This window comes from Saprospira sp. CCB-QB6 (genome assembly GCF_028464065.1).
In the GTDB taxonomy this organism is placed as follows: Bacteria; Bacteroidota; Bacteroidia; order Chitinophagales; family Saprospiraceae; genus Saprospira.
This window is the reverse complement of the sequence record NZ_CP116808.1, coordinates 2,925,595-2,945,839: the sequence shown is the minus strand read 5'-3', so window position 1 is coordinate 2,945,839 and position 20,245 is coordinate 2,925,595. Positions and strand designations below refer to the sequence as shown.

The following is a 20,245-nucleotide window of genomic DNA, read 5'->3' as shown; positions in this document are numbered from 1 at the left end:
GCCGTTCTACATCCAAAAAAATGAGCCGATGGTTAAAACCATCGGCTCATAAAATGCAGCAGAAAAAATTCTGTTGTTTTTAACCCAATTGCTAATTGAAAGCCGCTATTTGAAAGGGGGATTTGAGGGCCGAAGAAAAAAGACCAGAGAAAAAACTAAAGTTGTGCGGCCTAGCGATGCGCAGCAGTGGCCGCAGGCCAGACCAAGTTTTTTGAGCGCAGCGAAAAAAACGCAGGGCCGAGCGAACAGCGAGCCCCAAAGCGTAGCGCCGCAAGGCGAAGCCGCAGCGGAGGCCCCAAAACAGCAGCCTGCTGTGACAACAAGGACTTTTAGGAGTGATGCCCCAAAAAATAAAAGCGGCTTTCATTAAATCATCTAGTTGAGATAGAAAAAACTTTAATTAGACTAGGGGCAGAGCGGGGGAAGAAGTATCTCACTAAAGAGAAATCGCTTTAAAAATATTACCTTTGTGGCGAAGCTACTTGAAGAACTCATTTAAAAGTGGTTTCAGAGATCCTAGAATACCAATGGATTCATTTAAAATTATTTTGGGGGATTGCAAGGCCCTTTAATTTTGGGTGGATTCGATAATTACCAGCTTTTAATATGTGTGCATACTATAGTAAGATTGTGGGAACAGGTTCTTGTGAACCTCAAGTGGTGGTCCCTAATAAATATTTTACCGACTACCAATTTTATAAAGCCAATGGCGAGAAGAATTTGAAGAAGCCAGAGCAAATTGTAGCCAAATTGGCGGAAATTTCTGGTATTACGGAACGTCGTTATGCTCAAGAGCACATCAACACCTCTGATTTAGCTTATTTAGCGGCCAAAGATGCTTTGGAGAGTTCGGGGATTGATGGAGAAAGTTTGGACCATATTATTGTGGCCCATAATTTTGGTGATGTTCATTCGAAGACGCATTATACCGATATGTTACCCAATGTTGCGGCTAAGGTCAAGCAAAAACTGGGGATTATCAATTCGGACTGTGTGGCTTATGATATTTTGTTTGGTTGTCCGAGTTGGGTTCAGGCTGTCATTCAGGCTGATTATTATTTGCGTTCGGGCGATGCCAAGCGCGTTTTGGTTGTTGGTGCTGATATTATGTCTAGAGTACTTGATCCGCATGATTTAGACTCTATGCTTTTTGGTGATGGTGCTGGTGCGGTTATTTTGGAGCGTTTTGAATCTGAGGAGCCTGCGGGAATTCTTTGTCATAAAACGGTAACAGATAGTGTACAGGGCGCCAACTTCTTGTACATGGATGGTTCTTATAATGAAGAGGCGGAAGAGCGTCTGTTTGTAAAAATGAATGGTCGATCTGTTTATAAATATGCCATGGAAAAAGTGCCTACGGCGATGGATAGTTGTTTAAAAAAGGCGAATGTAGATATTGCCGATCTCAAGCAAATATTGATTCATCAGGCCAATGAAAAAATGATTCGTCAATTGTGCAAAAAGCTATACAGCATGCATGATCGCGAAATGCCTGAAACTGTTTTTCCGCTTACTGTGGGCAAATGGGGAAATAGTTCGGCGGCCACGGTACCGATGTTGTTGGATCACATTCTGAAAGGAAAGTTAGAAGGTCATCAAATTGAGGCGGGCGATCATATTATTTTGGCCTCTGTAGGAGGTGGGATGCATGCTAACTGCATCGTTTATAAACATGTTTAAAAAACAAGGGCTAATTCTGCCCTTTTTTCTATAAGTTCGCTATTTTTGCGGCAAATGAATACAAGGGGCTTCGGCCCCTTTCTTTTTGAGGCCCTCAAAACTATACGCTATATATGGCTCTTCAATGTGGTATTGTAGGTTTGCCCAATGTGGGAAAATCGACACTCTTCAACGCACTCACTCAGGCTGGCGCACTAGCGGCCAACTATCCTTTTGCCACCAAAGATCCCAATGTTGGGGTGGTTACTGTTCCCGATTATCGTTTGGACAAGCTAGAGGAAATTGTTCAACCCCAAAAAACGGTTCCTACTACAGTAGAGATTGTGGATATTGCGGGCCTCATCCGTGGTGCGAGTAAAGGCGAAGGCCTTGGCAACCAGTTTTTGGCTAACATCCGTGAAGTAAATGCAATTATGCATGTTGTGCGTTGTTTTGATGATGGAAACGTAACGCATGTTGACGGTGGAGTAAATCCTGTTCGCGATAAAGAAACCATTGATTTGGAATTGATTTTCAAGGATATGGAAACTTTAGAGAAGCGCAAACAGCGGCTACAAAAATTGGCCAAAGCGCTTGATCGTACGGTTTTGCGCCAACTCAAAATTGTAGAAGACTTAATTGCACATTTGGAGCAAGAGCAACCTGCTCGTTCTTTTGGTGAGTTAGATAGCGAAGATGACGAAAAATTCTTCAAAGAATTGCAATTGCTCACAGCTAAGCCCATTATTTATATTTGTAATGTAGATGAGGCTTCTGTTTTGACAGGCAATGAGCATACGGAGAAATTTAAGGCGGCTGTAGCCAAAGAAAATGCGGAAGTAATTCTCGTTTCTGCTGCAATTGAGGCAGATATTGCTGAACTAGAAGAGGAAGAAGAGCGTCAGGAATTTTTGTCTGATATGGGCCTCGAAGAACCTGGTGTTAACCGTGTTGTTCGCGCTTGTTACAACCTACTTGAGCTCATTACTTATTTTACAGCTGGAGAGAAAGAAGTACGTGCTTGGACCATTCGCAGAGGAACTAAAGCACCTCAAGCGGCTGGAATTATCCACTCTGATATTGAAAGAGGATTTATTAAGGCTCGTACCGTAGCTTATGATAAATTTGTAGAGCTCGGTGGCTGGAAAGGAGCCCAAGAAGTGGGAGCTATGCGTCAAGAAGGCAAAGAATATGTAGTTCAAGATGGTGACCTTCTTGAGTTTATGCATAATACCTAGAGATACTGCAGAGACCACCTATTTTTAGGCATTAGGTCTTATCAGCAAGAAAAAAGAAGTCCTCTGCCCTATCTTTGTCATAGACAAAAAGGAAATACTTTGTCTTATCCAATTAAGTTTGGGGTAAATCATGGGGATTAATATCTAGCAAGTAGCTTGGGGAAGCTACTTGCTTTTTTTGTTTGCTAATCCACTCAATTCTAGGTGAGTGTATCCGAATTCTACCTATTTTTTGCCTTTAGGTCTTATCTAGAGAAATCTAATCGTCTCCTGCCCTATCTTTGTCATAGACAAAAAGGAAATACTTTGTCTATCCAATTAAGTTTGGGGTAAATCATGGGGATTAATATCTAGCAAGTGGCTTGGGGAAGCTACTTGCTTTTTTTGTTTGCTAATCCACTCAATTCTAGGTGAGTGTATCCGAATTCTACCTATTTTTTGCCTTTAGGTCTTATCTAGAGAAATCTAATCGTCTCCTGCCCTATCTTTGTCATAGACAAAAAGGAAATACTTTGTCTATCCAATTAAGTTTGGGGTAAATCATGGGGATTAATATCTAGCAAGTGGCTTGGGGAAGCTACTTGCTTTTTTTGTTTGCTAATCCACTCAATTCTAGGTGAGTATATCCGAATTCTACCTATTTTTTGCCTTTAGGTCTTATCTAGAGAAATCTAATCGTCCCCTGCCCTATCTTTGTTATAGACAAAAAGGAAATACTTTGTCTTATCCAATTAAGTTTGGGGTAAATCATGGGGATTAATATCTAGCAAGTGGCTTGGGGAAGCTACTTGCTTTTTTTTGTTTGGGGCCGAAGCGATTGGTTCAATGCAAAAAATGAGGTAGAGCGGCTGAGCGCTGTGGAGGGGTGGCCGAAGGCCAGACCCAGCCGCCTTTGGCGGCGCAGGGCCGAGCGAGCAGCGAGCTGCGATACAGCCCGACCCGAAGGCCCAGAGGGCCGAAGGGGCAGCCCCAAAAAAATAGCCCAGCAAAAAGCTAGGCTAAAATCGATTAGAAATCTTCATATTTTTGGCGGAAGACCACATAGCGCCAAAGGACGTAAGAAAAGGCGAGATTGGGTGTTAGACAGAGTAATTCCCAGGTAGATCGGAGCATAGATTTCCAGTAAGGGAGCTCCCAAAATAGTAGGCCAATACTGCTAATCATAATGAGAATGCCCCAGGCAAAAACGCCCCAAAAAGCAGCTTTTTGGCTAGGTTTAAACCAAAGAAGTGGAATCAAGGCGAGCTCCACAGCGCCCATAACTTGTAAAATCAAGCGGCTATTGCCATAGCTGAGGCCAAAACTATCTTGTAGGGCCTCTTGCCAATTGATTTGATTGGGGGCATGCACATCTAGGGCATAAAAAGCGTAGGCGAGTAAGCTCAGGCTAATGGCCATTTTCATTCGCCAAATAATTTGTTGGACTGGTTTTTTGCTAAAGAGCAATAAATGGTAGCTAAAGGGCAGTGAAAACTGCAAACTATGTACAAAAAAGCTGGGCCAATAGGCACCAGCTTCAATTTGATAGAGCCAGGCCAAAACCAAAAGTGCACCGCCTTGCCAAATAAAAATGCGGCCTTTATTTCGGCTATCGCTAAACAAGGTAGCGGCGGCTCCCAAGACATAAAACCAGCCCATCAGATGGGTAAAATGGTCGACCCCATCGGGGCCCCAACTAGCGGGCAAAATATATTCGTAGGGAGCCGACCAGAAAAAGTGCTGCCAGGCTCGGCCAATCAAAAGTATGAACAGGCTCCATTTAAGGAGCCGAATGAGCATAAATCGGAGCATACGGTTTATTTTCTGCAAAAAAAAGGGGCCGAAGCCCCTTTTTGGTCCTAAACTAATTCTTATGCCTTTTTGGCCTCATCTCTCAAGGCGCGGCGAAGGATTTTCCCCACATTGGTTTTGGGCAATTCCTCTCTAAATTCGTAATGCTTGGGTTTTTTATAGCCCGTAAAATTCTCTTTAGAGAAAGCGCGGAGTTCCTCTTCCGTCAAAGAAGGATCTTTTTTCACCACAAAAACCTTAACCGCTTCTGTTGATTTGGGATCAGGAACGCCTACTGCGGCTACTTCCAAAACTTTGGGATGAGCGGCAAGCACCTCTTCAATTTCGTTGGGATAAACATTAAAGCCCGAAACTAAAATCATGTCCTTAATGCGGTCCACAATTTTGACAAAACCATCTTCATCCATAACCCCTACATCACCTGTACGCAGCCAGCCATCTTCCACAATTGTTTTGGCAGTATCTTCTGGGCGATTGAGGTAACCTTTCATCACTTGGGGACCACGAACCTGAATTTCTCCAGCTTCCCCCAAGGGCAAGGGATTATTATCTTCATCGCAAATGCGCAATTCGGTAGAGGGAATAGGCAAGCCGATAGTGCCAATTCGGCCCTCATCATAGAGGGGATTCACAGAAACTACAGGAGAGGCTTCAGTCATGCCGTAACCTTCGGTCAAAGTAGAACCCGTGACTTTTTTCCATTTTTCGGCCACAGGTTTTTGGATAGCCATAGCGCCACCAATAACAATTTGCAACTTAGAAAAATCGAGTTGCGTAAATTCTTCATTATTCAAAAGCGCATTGAACAAAGTGTTCACCCCAGTCATCACAGAAGGCTGCGTTTTTTTCATGATATCGACCACTGCAGGTAAATCTCTGGGATTTACCACCAAAACATTGCAGGCGCCAAAAGAGGTACCCAAACAAAGCAAGTTTACCGTAAAAGAGAAAATATGGTACAAAGGCAAAGGCGTTAAAATTCGCTCATCGCCTTCCTTGAGGTTTGCACTATTGATCCAGCCTTCTACTTGGAAAACATTGGCCAACATATTTTTATTAGTCAGCTCAGCCCCTTTAGCCACCCCAGTTGTTCCGCCCGTATATTGTAGGCAAATCACATCATCGAGTTGGCCCCCACTAGCCATTTTGAGTTGGCTAGCATTGCCTTGATTCAAGGCCTTTTTAAACTTAATATGGCCCGCCAAATTATATTTAGGAACCATTTTTTTGAGCTTGCGCACGGCAAAATTGATCAACCAGCCCTTAAAACCGCCAAACATTTCGCCAATGCTCACCACTATAACTTTATTACGCTTCACCCCTGTTTTATCAATCACCTTTTCCAGCTCTGCCGCAAAGTTTTCGGCAATGACAACCGCTGTTACGCCTGCATCGTGAAATTGGTGTTGAATTTCACGAGCCGTATAAAGTGGATTAGTGTTCACAATCGTCAACCCCGCACGCATAGCCGCAAACAACGCAATAGGATACTGTAGAAGGTTGGGCATCATCAACGCCAAGCGATCACCAGGCTTAAGGCCCATTTCATTTTGCAAATAAGCTGCAAACTGCTTAGACAGCTGATCAATTTCTCCAAAAGTGAGCATTTTTTCCGAACTGCCCACAAAGCTTCTAAAAGCAGGACGGTTCGCATATTTTTTCAGGTTATCATTAACCAATCCGACTAAGCTCGTATATCCCCCAAAATCGATTTCATGAGGAACGCCTTGAGGGTAATTTTTCAGCCATCGTTTTTCTACAGCAGACATATATTTTATTGTTTTTCTATCTTTTTCCTCCTTAGCCCTTCATTATGAAGGAAGTAAGCAGCAAATTTAATTGATTGTTGGTGTCAGTTTATTCCGGAATAAAAAACTTTTGATTCCGAGACCCAAAATATACACAATCTTCTTTTTTATTTAAGCTTTAGCTCTCCTTTTTATTATGGAGTCGTGGTTTTGCTATTTTCTGTTCAGCTATCCAACTGTTTTTATGATTTGGGGCTGCCCCTTCCGCCGAGTTGAAAGCCAGCACAAAGCGATATCGCTTTGTGGAGCGATAGAAAATGAGGGTTAAAACCCTCATGAGTTTCCGTTCGGGTCGGGCTGTATCGCAGCTCGCAGGTCGCTCGGCCCTGCGCCGCCAAAGGCGGCTGGGTCTGGCCCTTTGGGCCACTGCTGCCCATCCCTCAGCCAGGCGCTGCGCGCCTTACTCCCTTCGGTCGTTTGGACCAACAATTATCTGATGGAGAGCAAAAAAAAAGCTACTCCTTTCAGAGTAGCTTTATACAGTTTGGCAAAAGCCAAGATTTTAGTTCAATTGGAACTTGATTGGTACAACCATACGCACGCGTACGGGATTACCTCTTTGGCGACCAGGAGTCCATCTTTCCTTCATACTGTTCATACTTTTTACAGCACGGAGAGCAGCTTCAGCTAGTCCTCCACCGCCTGTCATGTCGCGAACGACTTCAACATTGGCGATACGGCCATCTTCTAGTACGATATAACGAACGTAAACGGTTCCTTCAATGCCATTTTCGCGAGCCATAGCAGGATAACCCGCTTTTTTGCCCAAATAAGCGCGGAGTTTCAAATCAGCACACTGCTTCATTTCTGCATCCGTCTTATTTTCATCCTCACAACCAGGGAAGCGAGGAAACTGCTCCACAAATTCAAAAACCTCTGGGGCTTTGGGTGGAGGTGGTGGGGGGGGCGGTGGTGGAGGGGGAGGAGGAGGCGGCGGAGTTCCTTTGCTTCCTTTTTTACCATCCTTATCACCTTCTAAATCCTGCTGCTCATCATCCTGAGATGGTGGCTCAGGTGGAGGTTCAGGTTTAGTATCATCAATTTGTACCTGTGTGGGCGGAGGTGGTGGTGGGGGGGGTGGCGGTGGCGGAGGCGGAGGTGGTGGCGTGTTAGGCACATCGATCAGAATTTCTTCTGATTCAATCACCGTTTCCTCCTCAAAAGCAAACTCTTCCCATTCGGTTTGAGTCCAGTTTAGCGCCAAGAAGACCACAAAGAGCGAACATGCCAAACCTGCCCGGTACACCGTGGGCGAGTGTTTAAACACATTCACCTCCTCATACTTTCTAGTGATAGCCGAGTAATTGGCATCTTTAGCATCTACTTTTGCTTGCATGAGTTTTTCGCTCTGCTTAGCCAAGTACGATTTATAGCCAAAGATAGCTCCAGCGGCCACAGCAATTAGCAAAACAAGGCTAATTACAATTTGGCTTCCAGAGACCATAATGCTCGCCATCAGAAAGTCGTTAGAGAGGAATCCTAACAGCATAATTCTGTGGTTTTGGGTGAAAAAATAATTTATTGAAACATGAAATATTTCCTTAACAAGTAATAGCCGGCCAAGGCACCTAATGTATTTGCAACTAAATCCCCGTAGTCAAATTGACGGTAAGGGCTTAAGTCTTGTAAACATTCTAAGAGAAGGCCTAAGGCGAAGCTAAAATAGAGGTTATTTCTTTTTTGTCTCCAAACGCTATTGCCCAAAAGCAGCAGGCCGAAATAAAAAAGAAAGTGAGCTAATTTGTCCCAACCCAAGCCATTTAAGCCAGCGGGCAATTGCAGTGGCCAAAGTGAAAGTAGGACCAGAGCAATAAGGGCAAAAAAGTAGGCTAAGGAAAAAAGTCGCTTAGGCATTGATTGCTGCGTTATAAGCAGCGGCATCCATCAAATCATCCATTTCGGCAGCATCCCGAACTTTGATTTTAACCATCCAGCCTTCGCCATAGGGATCAGAGTTGACTAACTCGGGGCTATCTTCTAGGCCTTCGTTAACTTCTACCACCTCTCCGCTAATGGGCATCATCAGGTCCGAAACTGTTTTCACAGCTTCTACAGAGCCAAAGATTTCATCAGCGTCTAGGTCCTCCCCTTCTTCAGAAATATCAACATAAACGATATCTCCGAGTTCAGACTGGGCAAAATCAGTAATACCAACAAAAGCGAACTCCCCTTCTAGGCGAACCCATTCGTGGTCCTTACTGTACTTCAGATTTTCTGGAATGTTCATAAGCGAAACTAGCTTAATTAAAGGATATTAAAATCAAGTGATTAGCCGCCAAGAATAGGTTGGCCCAACAAATTGGGGCTGCCATTTTTGGGGCATTTGCTGCCAAAAATAATTTTTTTTTGGGGAAAACACTAAAGCGCTTCCTTTAATTTCGCTTTTTTCCTTGCGGAGCTGCATATATTGCCGCTCAACAAGCCTTCAAGAACTTTCTATTTGACTAGATGTAAGCTGCTTGTATTTTGGTGTTTAGTCTTGAAAAAAATTTACTTTTTTTCTCGTTTAGCTTTTGGATGGGACAGGCGGCGAAGCCGCCGCAGGCCTAGCTGCCTGTAGGGGTGGCCCAAAGGGCCAGACCAAAGCGCTTTAGCGCTGCAGGGCCGAGCAGACCTGCGAGCTGCGAAAGGGAGCGGCCGCCAAAGGCGGCAGGCCCCAAGATAAATAAAAAACCCACTTCTAAAGGAAGCGGGCCTTATTGCTATAATATATATAGTATTGGTTCATTTTAGAACTTGAGCACAGCGCCTAAAGCGGGCATAATGGGCAATTGATTCACTCTTTCGTAGCGAATGCGATCGAAGTAGAAAATATTAGCTCGATCGTATACATTAGTTACACTAGCGTTGAGTAATAATTTGCTGTAGCGGCCCAAATCGAAGGTATAGGTAGCCGAGAAATCGAGGCGGTGATAATATGGGAGGCGGCCGCCGTTGAGTTCATCGCTGTATAGAACGCCCAATTCAGTGCTGGGATCCGTATTGTCTGTAATGTAATTACTGTTGATTCCGTTTTGGAAAGTATAGTTAGTAAAGAACCCTTGTGTCTGGGTAAAGGGAAATCCTGAGCCGAGGTTCCAGCGAAGAGAGATTTCGAGGGGATATTCCGTTCGGTGACGGCGTTGTTCGTCGGTGAGATCTTCGGGTAAAGACTTTAGCTTTAGTTTATAAGAGCCTACAAAGTTGAGGTTATGGCGGCGGTCAAAGTGGGCCGGGAACTCTTGGAGGCCATCATCGCGGCGAACGTGGCCTAAGGAGTAGGCTAAGTAGAGGTAAAGTTGATCTTTTTCATAGGTACCAGAAAGATCTAAGCCATAGGCTTTTCCTTCTTCGGCAATATAGGTAGGTTGTAGTTGATCGGTATCTGCGGTACGGTTGCGGTTGAGTCCAATAATTTGGGGGAACCATTTGATGTAGGGTTCTACATTAAAGACAAGATATTTGCCTGCGTCAAATTCCAGTCCTCCGATAGCGTGGATAGAGGTTTGCAACTTGGAGGTTGTTGCTTCATAGATTGGGGATTGGCTGGCCTCGTTATAGCCTGTAATTCGGTAGACCTGTTGATCTGGGCCACCTAAGAAGCCGACAAACAGGTTAACTACATCACGTTCATCGACAGAGCTAATAAGGTTTTGTGAGTACATTCCGCCGGCCATTTTAATCCGAATATTTTCGGTAATATTATACTTGAGGCCTAGGCGAGGTTCTGCTCTGAACTCTCCTAGAGAGGCGTAATATTGAGCCCGGAGGCTTGGTTCGATAACTAAGTTGCCAAATCGGCCTTGGTAGCGGACATAACCGGCTACTTCGGTATTAGATTGAGTTTGGCCAATAGGAATTCCGTTATTATTGACAAAGGCAAAGTCGGTACCGATACGATTGAATTCCAATCCGTAATTGAGCTCTCTAGAGAGGCCCATATAATAGGTAAAATTAAAATTAGCGTTAAAGTTTGTAATATCGCTACGGCGTTCTCGGCTGCCGTCACCTTCTTCAAAGTCAGAGCCATAGACAGAATAAGCCAAAGTACCGTCCATAATAATTTTGGCGGCACCTGGAACGATACGGAAATTAAGTCCTCCCCCGGCAGAGTTCCATTTATATTTGGCCACATCGCCAAAGTTGGCTACATCATTATGGCTAAAGCCATAAGCATTTAGGCGGCTACCGTTAGCAGCATTAAAGGACAATTTTGCGTGAAAATCGGTAAAGCTATAAGGCAGTGTGCTATCAGAGACTGCAGATCCATCGCGGCTTAGGATAGGTTTATAGAATAGTTCGGAGCTGCGATTGAGGTAAGAGTGTTTAGCAGTAACAAAATAAGACAAGGTATTGCCTCCATTTTCGCCCAAGGGAATAATTGGTCCTTCGAGTAAAGCTTTAGCGACAAAGGGGTTGATACTAATCATTCCTGCTGTGCGCTTCTTATTTCCGTCACGAGTTCGGATATCTACAATAGCAGATGAGCGGCCGCCATATTTGGCGCTAAATCCGCCGGTATAGACATCTGCGCTACGGATGAGTTCGGTTTCGAAAACGGAGAAAAAGCCGATGGAGTGGAAGGCGTTAGAAATCGTCATTCCATCCAAGAGGATTTTATTTTGTACGGGGGCTCCACCACGGATATAAAACTGTCCGCCTTGGTCTCCAGTAAAAACTACTCCGGGGATGACTTGTAAATACTGTGCGATATCGGCTTCGCCACCAGTAGAAGGCAGGCGTTTGATATCTTTTGATGTTATTTGTACAACAGAGACACGCACAGTATTTTGGGCCTTTTCCTTATCCGCATCTACAGTAACAATGTCTACTTCTTGAGCCGAGGGCTTCATGTTTAAATTGACTGTGATAAATTTTCCTGCCTCAATTTCTACATCAATGACTAGGCTATCATAGCCTAAGCTTCGGCATTTGACTTGGTAGCTCCCTGCGGGTACATTAGCGATTGTATAAAAGCCATCATCTCCTGAAAGAGCATTATATTCTCCATTATTTAGGTAAACTGGAGTAAATGGTATGGGCATTCCCGTCTCTTCATCTAGGAGCGTTCCCCTTAGTCCTCCATTTTGAGCTATTGCGCTAAATGATAGGAGACCAAAAAGCAGCATAAATAAGCTGCTTGTTTTTAAATTTTGCATCATTGATAAAATTATCAGTAGTCAATTTTTATGTTAACGGCGGCCAAAATAGCCTTTTTCAAGGGGAAAGCCCCAATAAAGAACTTCATAAATTTTGTTAAGGGAAGCCAAACAAAAAACAATATTTGGCTAAAAGCCAATAAGAAGTTTCAAACAGCCCCAACTTTAATTCTTTCATATCAAGCACTCAATTTATTTGTTTTGCAGCCCCCAAAAGCCATAATAATTGACAACATCTCTAGCCTACAAATAATTTGGGGCCTGCGGGCCAAAGCCCGCCGCTATGTTTCAGGGCTCGCAAGGCTGCTCGGCCCTGCGGGCGGCCAAGGCCGCCCTAGGTCGGCGGCTATGCCGCCCCCTTTCACAGCGCTAGGCCAGAAGCCGCTTTGCGGCTGATGGCCGCCCCCCAACTTTTGGCCCTCTCCTTAAAATAGCAAACAAATTCCCCAAGATGACCAAAGCAAGGCCATTCTATCTGGCTGAGGGATGGATAGGGTGGCCGCAGGCCAGACCGAGCAAAAAAGCGCAGCTTTTTTGCGAAGGGCCGAGCGAGCAGCGAGCCCCGGAACAGCCCGACCCGCCCGATAATTCATGAGGGTTTCCACCCTCATTTTATATCGCTTCGCAAAGCGATACCGCTTTGCGCTGGGTTTTAACCCGGCGGAAGGGGCAGCCCCAAAAGAAAAAGACCTAAAGCTTAATACTTCAGGTCTTTTTTTGATGACGTTTTATAGGCCGGCAAGTTTAATCGCCTCCTTAAATTTATCGTTGTACAGCACGAAGGAAAACGCTATAAACGGGAAGGTGGTCGCTATATCCGCCAATGAAAGTGCCAAAAGAGTAGGTTCGTTTTGGGGCATTTTTGAATCGTCCTTCTTTTTGGAAAAGGTAGCTTTTGCGGAAAACCACAGCTTTTTGGAAGAAAAAGCCCTCTTGTTTTTTATTGAGGAAAGCCGAAGAGATAATTGTTTGGTCAAAAAGGTTCCAGCTATCGTTCCAGGCCAAAGTGCCGTTTCCTTTCTTGTATTTTTTCCACATGGGATTAAACAGTTCACCTGTTTGTACATCCTTCTTCTTGCCTTTGGCTTGCAATACATTTTTGATAGAAGGGCTAATCGGATCGTCGTTAAAGTCACCTGTGATAAAGATCTTCGTATTGGGGTTAATATTGATTAGCGAGTCGATCACCTGTTTACATTGTTGTGCGGCATGTTCGCGGCGGGGAGAAGAGCGTTTTTCTCCGCCACGGCGAGAGGGCCAGTGATTGACAAAAATGTGCATGGTATCCGTTCCACCCAAAATACCTTCTACCCAAAGAATATCGCGAGAGTGGTAAGTGCCGTCGCCTTCGTCGCGAGGAAAATTCACGGCCAAGGTTTTGTGACTGAGCTCACGGAAATAGCGAGGATTATAAATTAAGGCCACATCAATTCCACGAGCATCGGGCGATTCTTCATGGATAATTTTGTAATTGCGATCTTTCAATTTGGGTTGAACGACGAGGTCCTCTAACACCTTACGGTTTTCAATTTCGGAAATGCCCATAATGACTACTCCATCGGGGGTAATATCGGTGGCCATTTCGCTAATTACCTTAGAGAGATTAGCCATTTTAGATTGGTAGACCTCTGTATTGTATTTATTACGTCCCTGAGGCGTAAACTCTTCGTCTCGTTTATCGGGTGTATCTAGGGTATCAAAAAGGTTTTCAAGATTGTAAAAGCCGATGGGCGCCACCTGATAGTCTTGGGCGCTAAGCGGTTGTTGCAAAGCTAGAAAGCAAAGGCCTAGGGCCAAAACAGGAAGTTTAAAGAGAGCGTGCATGATGGTCGTTCTTTAGTTTCGAGCAAAAAAATAAGATCTGTTATCAGCCGAAGCTGCTAGCGAATAGGCCAAAACAGGGCCAAAACGGGGCAAAGATAAAGGCTTGGGCCGCTTTTAGGGCCTGTTTCGTTCAAATATCACTTTAACTTATTGTTAATTCATAAGAATGTTTCGGTGGCCTCTCTCTTATTTGTGCTAACTTTGCCCCCGAAAAGGAGGGGCTAGCGCTTGCTTGTTGTTTTTTTTAGCGGCTAACCGCCAGTCTTCATTTTACTATTTAAATAGCACAGTATTCTGCTTATGAAACAGTTAATCACATTATTCGCCTTGCTTTTGCTCTTGGGGCAGACGGTTTTGGCACAATCTGGAGCGGGCCTGAAAGGCTCACTCAAAGATAGTGACAACCGGCCTGTGGATGGAGTTACCTTAAGTATAGATGGCCAAGAAGCCGCCTCTTCTTCTAATGAAGAGGGCTACTTTGAGCTGTCTGGATTATCAGTAGGTAGCCACACCCTTGTTTTTAGCAAAGCGGGCTGGAACACCTACCGCCTAGAAGTAAACCTAACTGAAGGAACCAAAGACCTAGGAACAATTATCATGGTTCAAGAAGGAGGCATCGATATGCTTTCTAGTGAGGACCTCATCCCCACTGTTAGCCTTTCAGATGATGATGTATCTGGTGGCTCTGGTGCAGGAGGCTCTAATGTCTCTGGTCTACTTACCTCTTCTAGAGATGTATTCTACAGCACGGCAGCCTTTGCCTTTAGCCCTTTGCGCTTCCGCATCCGTGGCTATGATTCTGAGCATTCTACCGTTTATATCAACGGCCTTCCCATGAACTCGCCAGAGAATGGCTATGCAACTTGGAGCCTTTGGGGTGGATTAAATGACGCTATGCGCAACCGTAGCAATACTGTGGGCTTAGCTCCTACTGATTATACTTTTGGTGGAATCGGTGGTGCTACAGAAATTGATATGCGCGCTTCTACCCAATGGAAACAACTTCGCGTTGGTGTAGCTGCCTCTAACCGCTCTTACCGCGTTCGCCCTATGTTTATCTACTCTACTGGCCTAATGTCTAACGGCTGGGCCTTTTCTATGAGTGGATCTTTGCGTTTGGCCGAGCAAGGACAAGTAGACGGTACTTACTATAATGCAGGTTCTTACTATGCTGCCGCTGAAAAGCGCATCGGTAAAAAGCACGCCCTTAACCTCTCTATCTTTGGAGCTCCCAGAGCAAGAGGTAAAAATGCCCCTGTAACGAAGGAAATGCAAGAAATCGCCCGCGAAGCTAATGGCGATGATGGCTATTTCTACAACCCTTACTGGGGTTGGCAAACTCAAGAGGATGGCAGCCGCGTAAAACGCAACTCTCGCTACTCTTACACTCATATTCCAGTTATCATGCTTACTCATGACTGGAAAATCACCCCTTCTTCTAAATTGACCACTAGCTTCGGCTACCAATTTGGCGAAAACGGAAGCACTGCCCTTAACTGGTATAATGCCTCTGACCCCCGCCCCGAATACTACCGCAAATGGCCCAGCTATTTCGATAATACCGACCAAGCTACTGCCGATGCACTCTATGCTCAATATGTAGCTAACCCTGAACAACTACAACTCGATTGGGATAACTTCTATGAAGTAAACCGCAATAGCTACGATGAGTCTATCTCTAGCACCGAAACCCGCGCAAAATACATCGTTGAAGAACGTCGCTACGATACCAAACAGTTTAACTTCAACAGTATCTACCGCAACTTCCTCAACGAAAATGTAACCCTCAACGCCGGCGTTAACGGCCAATACTATATCGGCCATAACTACAAGATTCTTAACGATCTTCTCGGTGCTGATTACTACGTAGACGTGGACCAATTCGCCCTACGCGACTCGGCCCAAAACGAAAGCTTCTACCAAAATGATCTCGATAACCCCAATGCAGAGCTTTCTGAAGGCGATGTTTTTGGCTACGACTATGAGTCGCATATCCAAAATGTAGCCGCTTGGGGACAAGGCCAGTTTAAATACGACCAATTCGAGTTTTTCGGTGCTGCCGAACTTAGCTATACTCAATTCTGGAGAAAAGGTAATATGCGCAACGGTCGCTTCCCCGATAACTCTCTAGGCAAAGGCGAAGTTTTCTCTGACTTTAACTATAACTTCAAAGCAGGAGCTACCTACAAACTAGATGGTCGCAACTATTTCTTCCTCAACGGAAGCTATGGTACCAAAGCCCCTTACTTCCGCAACTCTTATGTTTCGGCCCGTACTCGTGACCAAATCGTTCCCGGCCTCCAAAGCAAAACGATTTATGGCGTAGAAGGAGGTTACCTCCTCAAAGCACCTAAAGCACAAGCCCGTGTATCTGGCTACTATACTGTATTTAAAAACGAATTCTATAACCGCAGCTTCTTCTCCGATAACGCCTTTGCTGCCGATGACGGAAGCCTCCAAAGCGGTTATGTAAACTTCGTGATGGACGGAATCAACCGCCGCCACATGGGCCTCGAACTCGCCGGAGAATACGAAGTACTCACTGGCCTTAAACTAAGAGCAGTAGCTGCCGTAGCTGAAAATATCTACACTAGCCGCCCCAATATCTCTATCTACCTAGACAATGACCCCAACACCCAAGTGTCTAGCCGTACCGCATACATGAACAACGCTTATGTAGCCGGCTCTCCCCAAATTGCCACTTCTTTCGCAATCAACTACCGCTCGCCTAAATACTGGTTCGTAAACCTCAGTTTCAACTATATGGCCCGCAGTTTCGTCGATATTAACCCAGACCGCCGTACCTATGAAGCGGTTACCTACAGCGCCGATCCCACTTACCAACAACAGGCCGTTGTCCCCGACTCTGATCAGTGGAATGCCATTTTGGCCCAAGAAGAACTACCCGCAGCCTTTACCGTTGACCTTTTTGCCGGTAAATCTCTTCGCCTAAAAACCAAAAAAGGCAAAACTTACTTCCTCTACTTTAACCTAGGGGTAAACAATATCTTGAACAACCGCAACATTATTAGCGGCGGATTTGAACAACTTCGCTACGACTTTGAAGAAAAAGATCCTGAGAAGTTCCCCACCCGCTACTTCTATAGCAACGGTATCAACTACTTCGCAAGCATTACTTACCGTCTACCTATGTAGACTTTCCTAAATTTTTTCTGACTCTTATTCAGTAGGTTTGGGGGCCTCCTGCCTGCGGCAGGCGCTGCGTTCCGGGGCTCGCTGCTCGCTCGGCCCTTCGCCCTTTGGGCGTCGGTCTGGCCTAACGGCCACTGCTGCACATCGCTAGGCCAATGGTCCAGGATGCCCCCAAACCTCTCTCAATGACTTCTACTGAAAAATACCATATTATGAAAAGTATGTCTTATCGCATTTTCGCGCTTTTCTTGGGCCTCACTCTTTTTGGCCTCAATTTCCAAAGTTGTAAGAAAGACTTTGATGAGCCCCCCATCCGTGAGCTCCCTAGCCTTACAGGTAACACTACTGTAGCACAACTCCAAGCGCTACACACTATCGGCGATGCCGCCGACTCTATCTCTGGAGATATTATCGTAGAGGCCATTGTCGTCTCTTCTGATGAAGCCGGTAACTTCTACAAACAACTTATCGTTCAAGATGCTACAGGTGGTGTAGAACTCCGCGTAGAAATGAACAACCTTTACAACGACTACCCCGTTGGCCGCCAAGTTTGGATCCGCTGTAATGGCCTCTACCTCGGCGATTATGAAGGCAACTACCAATTGACGATCAACGCTAATGGCGACCGTATCCCTGAAGGCCTTTTGCCCGAGATCATCATCGCCGGTGAACGCGACCAACCAATCAACGCTCCCGTTGTAACTATCGCCGATATCAAAAGCAGCACGCAATACCGCAATATGTTGGTCCAAATCAATGACGCACAATTTGCAACTGCTGATGCCGGCCAACCCTATGCTGATGCAGCCGCTCAACAATCTGCTAACCGCACAATCGTAGATTGCGATGGCGAATCTATCCTTCTTCGTAGCTCTGGCTACTCTGACTTCGTTGCAGAACTTACCCCTAGCGGAAAAGGTACTATCTACGGTATCCACTCTAACTTTGGCTCTGATGCCCAACTTTATATCCGCGATACTGATGACATCACTTTCGAAGATGCTCGCTGTAGCGTAACTGTTGGTGGTAACTTGATCGACTTGAGCTCCCTACGCGCAGCTTACACCGGTAGCACTACTGTTGCTCCTGCCAACTCTAAAATCAGCGTTTATGTGATCTCTGATCGCAATACAGATAACTTGGTAGACCAAAACATGGTCGTTACTGACGGTACTGCTGGTATCACTATCCGCTTTACGTCTGCTCACAGCTTCAACGAAGGCGACCAACTAGAAATCGGTATTGATGGCGCTACTTTGGATGAATTTAACGGACTTCTCCAACTAGAAGGTGTTAACTCTGCTAATGTAGCTATCCTTAGCAGCAACAACGCTGTTCCCGCTACTACTGTAACAATTAGCGACTTGAACACAAATGCTGAGAACTACGAATCTATGCTGATCAAAGTTGTTAATGCTAGCCTTTCTGGTGGAGCTACTTACTCTGGAACCTTAACTATTGACGATGGTACTGGTACTATGGACCTCTTTACTCGCTTTGGCGCTACTTTCGCTGCTGATGCCGTTCCTTGTGGTACCCTAGAAGTAACTGCTATTGTTGGCCAATTTACTACTTACCAACTTCAATTGCGTAACCCCGCCAACGATGTAGTAGGTGGTTCTCCTTGTACTGTTGGTCCTGCTGACTTGACCACTATTGATAGCATCCGTATGCTATACAGCGGTAGCAACGTTACAGTTTCTGCTAAGAAAGTACGCGGTGTGGTTATCTCTGATGCTGCTAACGGCAACTTTAATAACCAAAACCTCATTATCCAAGACGGTACTGCTGGTATCACGATCCGCTTCGGTAGCGCTCACTCTTTCAATGTTGGTGACTCTGTTGAAGTGATCCTAAACGGTGGTACAATTAGCGAGTATAACAGCTTGCTTCAAGTAGGTGGCATCCAAACAACTAATGCTAGCCTAATTGTTTCTGGTGTAACTCCTAGCGTACGTGTTGCTACAATTGCCGACATCTTGGCTAATGCTGAAGCTTGGGAATCTACCTTGATTCAAATCACTGGCGCTACTATTGGCGGTGATGCAACTTATGGCTTCAATGACCTTACTGACGCTACAGGAACTATTGACTTTTACACAAGCAATGGTGCCTCTTTCAAAGGACAAAGTGTTCCTACTGGTACCGTAAATGTAACGGCTATTCTTGGCCAATACAATGCCGACTACCAAATGCTTATCCGTAGCACTGCTGATGTTCAGTAGGCCATAAGGATATAGTTTATATGAAAAGATGCTCACTAGCCTTTAGCTAGTGAGCATCTTTTTTTTTGGCCCTCCCCCTCTGGCCCTTTCTGCGACCTACAGGGCGCGAAGCGCCCGCAGGCTGAGGGGCTGTAGCAGGGCTGCCGAAGGCAGCAGACCCAGCGGGCGCAGCCCGCGCAGGGCCGAGCGAACAGCGAGCTGCGAAACAGCCCGACCCGAGCGAAGCGAGTGGGCAGCCCCAAATCTATTTTCTCAAGACCTCCAACTCCTCTTCACTCCCCTTGGGCCAAAGTCCTTTGCGTTCTACCCATTTGAGTTGAATGCTAGTATAGGGGCTTTGAGCCAAGTACTTCTTTGCCCAAGCCCTTAAATATATTTTGTTGGAAAAGCTTGGTAGCTCATACTCCAAAATGCTCCAATCATCCACCGAAACCCAATAAGTTCCTCGGCTATGAATAGCTGTTTCCAATACCTTTAGTGGAATCTGTCGCTTGAGTGCTGGGGCCTTAAACTGCTCTTTTGAAAAGCCTATATGAAGCTCCGTAGAACAGGCCGAATACATAGAAAAAGAAAGTGGATAGGGCCAATAGCCTGTACTTCGCTGACTCGGCAAAAGGCCAAAGAGCAAAAGCGTGAATAAAAAGGCGGGCTGCTTGTATAAGGCTGGCCTTTGATAAGTTTTTTGGCCAAAGAGCAATAGGGCCAAGAGCGGCATACCCAAATTCCAAGGATAAACGACCTTGTTCCAGTCGTCAAAAAACAAAAATAACAAGATGCCCAGATGGAAGGGAATGAGCAGCCAGCGGCTATAGCGCGATAATTTTGGGAAGAAAAAACTCAATCCTAACAAGGCCTCAAAAATGGCAATCAAGTAGCCGCCCATAGACCAATTGGCCAAGTGATCGGTCCAAGAAAAAATCCCCATCAACCAAGGAAATACCTCTGTGGCAAAGAGCGGATTGATCTTGTGCAAACCCGCCCAGAGGTAACAGCAACCCATAAAAATGCCCAAGAGATCCTGCACTAAAGCAGCTTTTTGGGGCTGCCATTGCGCCCAGGCCAATAGGCTAAAAAAGAAGAAATACTGATAGCTCCAAGCTTGCAACAATTGTAAATCTGCCAAGAAGCCATAGGCTAAAAAAGCCGTGAGTAGGGATAAAGTATAGCGATCCGGCCGAAAAACAAGTGCTCCTAAGCTCAGCAGCAAGCCATAAAAATAAGCTGCCCCCATAGGCAAGGGCAACAGTCCCTGCTGTGGAAAAAAACGAGGGCCAAATCCCCAAGCCGAAGCCGACAAAAGTAATTGAGCGATGAACATCAGGCCACAAAGGCGGGCAATAAGGGCAAGGCGTTTAGTCTTAGTCATAAGTCTGTACATAAAAAGCGCCCGACATAAGCATGTATATCGG

The 20,245-nt window shown here is 45.4% G+C and carries 12 protein-coding genes; 4 read left to right on the top strand and 8 right to left on the bottom strand.

Going from position 1 to position 20,245, the window contains the following annotated elements; translation table 11 throughout:
* The first annotated feature begins 606 nt into the window (after positions 1–606).
* Together PPO43_RS11340 and ychF are read left to right on the top strand one after the other, a co-directional pair.
* The gene (locus tag PPO43_RS11340; protein ID WP_272617843.1) at positions 607–1,680 is read left to right on the top strand and encodes a 3-oxoacyl-ACP synthase III family protein; all 1,074 of its coding nucleotides are present in this window, start codon (positions 607–609) and stop codon (positions 1,678–1,680) included.
* A 113-nt stretch (positions 1,681–1,793) separates the two neighbouring features.
* The gene (gene ychF / locus PPO43_RS11335) at positions 1,794–2,897 is read left to right on the top strand and encodes a redox-regulated ATPase YchF (RefSeq protein ID WP_272617841.1); all 1,104 of its coding nucleotides are present in this window, start codon (positions 1,794–1,796) and stop codon (positions 2,895–2,897) included.
* A 1,008-nt stretch (positions 2,898–3,905) separates the two neighbouring features.
* Here ychF and PPO43_RS11330 read toward each other — a convergent pair.
* The 7 genes from PPO43_RS11330 to PPO43_RS11300 form a co-directional block, all read right to left on the bottom strand.
* Entirely contained in the window at positions 3,906–4,688 is a 783-nt protein-coding gene (locus tag PPO43_RS11330; RefSeq protein ID WP_272617839.1) for a hypothetical protein, read from the bottom strand.
* A gap of 59 nt (positions 4,689–4,747) precedes the next feature.
* A complete protein-coding gene (locus tag PPO43_RS11325; RefSeq protein ID WP_272617837.1) occupies positions 4,748–6,457 on the bottom strand; it encodes an AMP-binding protein in 1,710 nt (569 codons plus the stop codon).
* A gap of 541 nt (positions 6,458–6,998) precedes the next feature.
* Positions 6,999–7,985, bottom strand: a complete 987-nt coding sequence (locus PPO43_RS11320) for an energy transducer TonB (RefSeq protein ID WP_272617835.1) — start codon at positions 7,983–7,985, stop codon at positions 6,999–7,001.
* Positions 7,986–8,014: 29 nt separating this feature from the next.
* A complete protein-coding gene (locus PPO43_RS11315; RefSeq protein ID WP_272617833.1) occupies positions 8,015–8,350 on the bottom strand; it encodes a VanZ family protein in 336 nt (111 codons plus the stop codon).
* A complete protein-coding gene (gene gcvH / locus PPO43_RS11310; protein ID WP_272617831.1) occupies positions 8,343–8,723 on the bottom strand; it encodes a glycine cleavage system protein GcvH in 381 nt (126 codons plus the stop codon). Before gcvH ends, PPO43_RS11315 begins: the two co-directional genes overlap by 8 nt.
* A 502-nt stretch (positions 8,724–9,225) precedes the next feature.
* Complete coding sequence (locus tag PPO43_RS11305; protein WP_272617829.1) at positions 9,226–11,637, bottom strand: TonB-dependent receptor; 2,412 nt, start codon at positions 11,635–11,637, stop codon at positions 9,226–9,228.
* A 759-nt stretch (positions 11,638–12,396) separates the two neighbouring features.
* Positions 12,397–13,458, bottom strand: a complete 1,062-nt coding sequence (locus PPO43_RS11300) for an endonuclease/exonuclease/phosphatase family protein (RefSeq protein WP_272617827.1) — start codon at positions 13,456–13,458, stop codon at positions 12,397–12,399.
* Positions 13,459–13,758: 300 nt separating this feature from the next.
* Here PPO43_RS11300 and PPO43_RS11295 point away from each other — a divergent pair, with 300 nt between their 5' ends.
* Both PPO43_RS11295 and PPO43_RS11290 read left to right on the top strand, forming a co-directional pair.
* Positions 13,759–16,614, top strand: a complete 2,856-nt coding sequence (locus PPO43_RS11295) for a TonB-dependent receptor (RefSeq protein ID WP_272617825.1) — start codon at positions 13,759–13,761, stop codon at positions 16,612–16,614.
* A gap of 209 nt (positions 16,615–16,823) precedes the next feature.
* Positions 16,824–18,836, top strand: a complete 2,013-nt coding sequence (locus tag PPO43_RS11290) for a DUF5689 domain-containing protein (RefSeq protein ID WP_272617822.1) — start codon at positions 16,824–16,826, stop codon at positions 18,834–18,836.
* 244 nt (positions 18,837–19,080) lie between these two features.
* Here PPO43_RS11290 and PPO43_RS11285 read toward each other — a convergent pair whose 3' ends face one another.
* Positions 19,081–20,202, bottom strand: a complete 1,122-nt coding sequence (locus PPO43_RS11285; protein WP_272617820.1) for a hypothetical protein — start codon at positions 20,200–20,202, stop codon at positions 19,081–19,083.
* Positions 20,203–20,245: the final 43 nt, after the last annotated feature.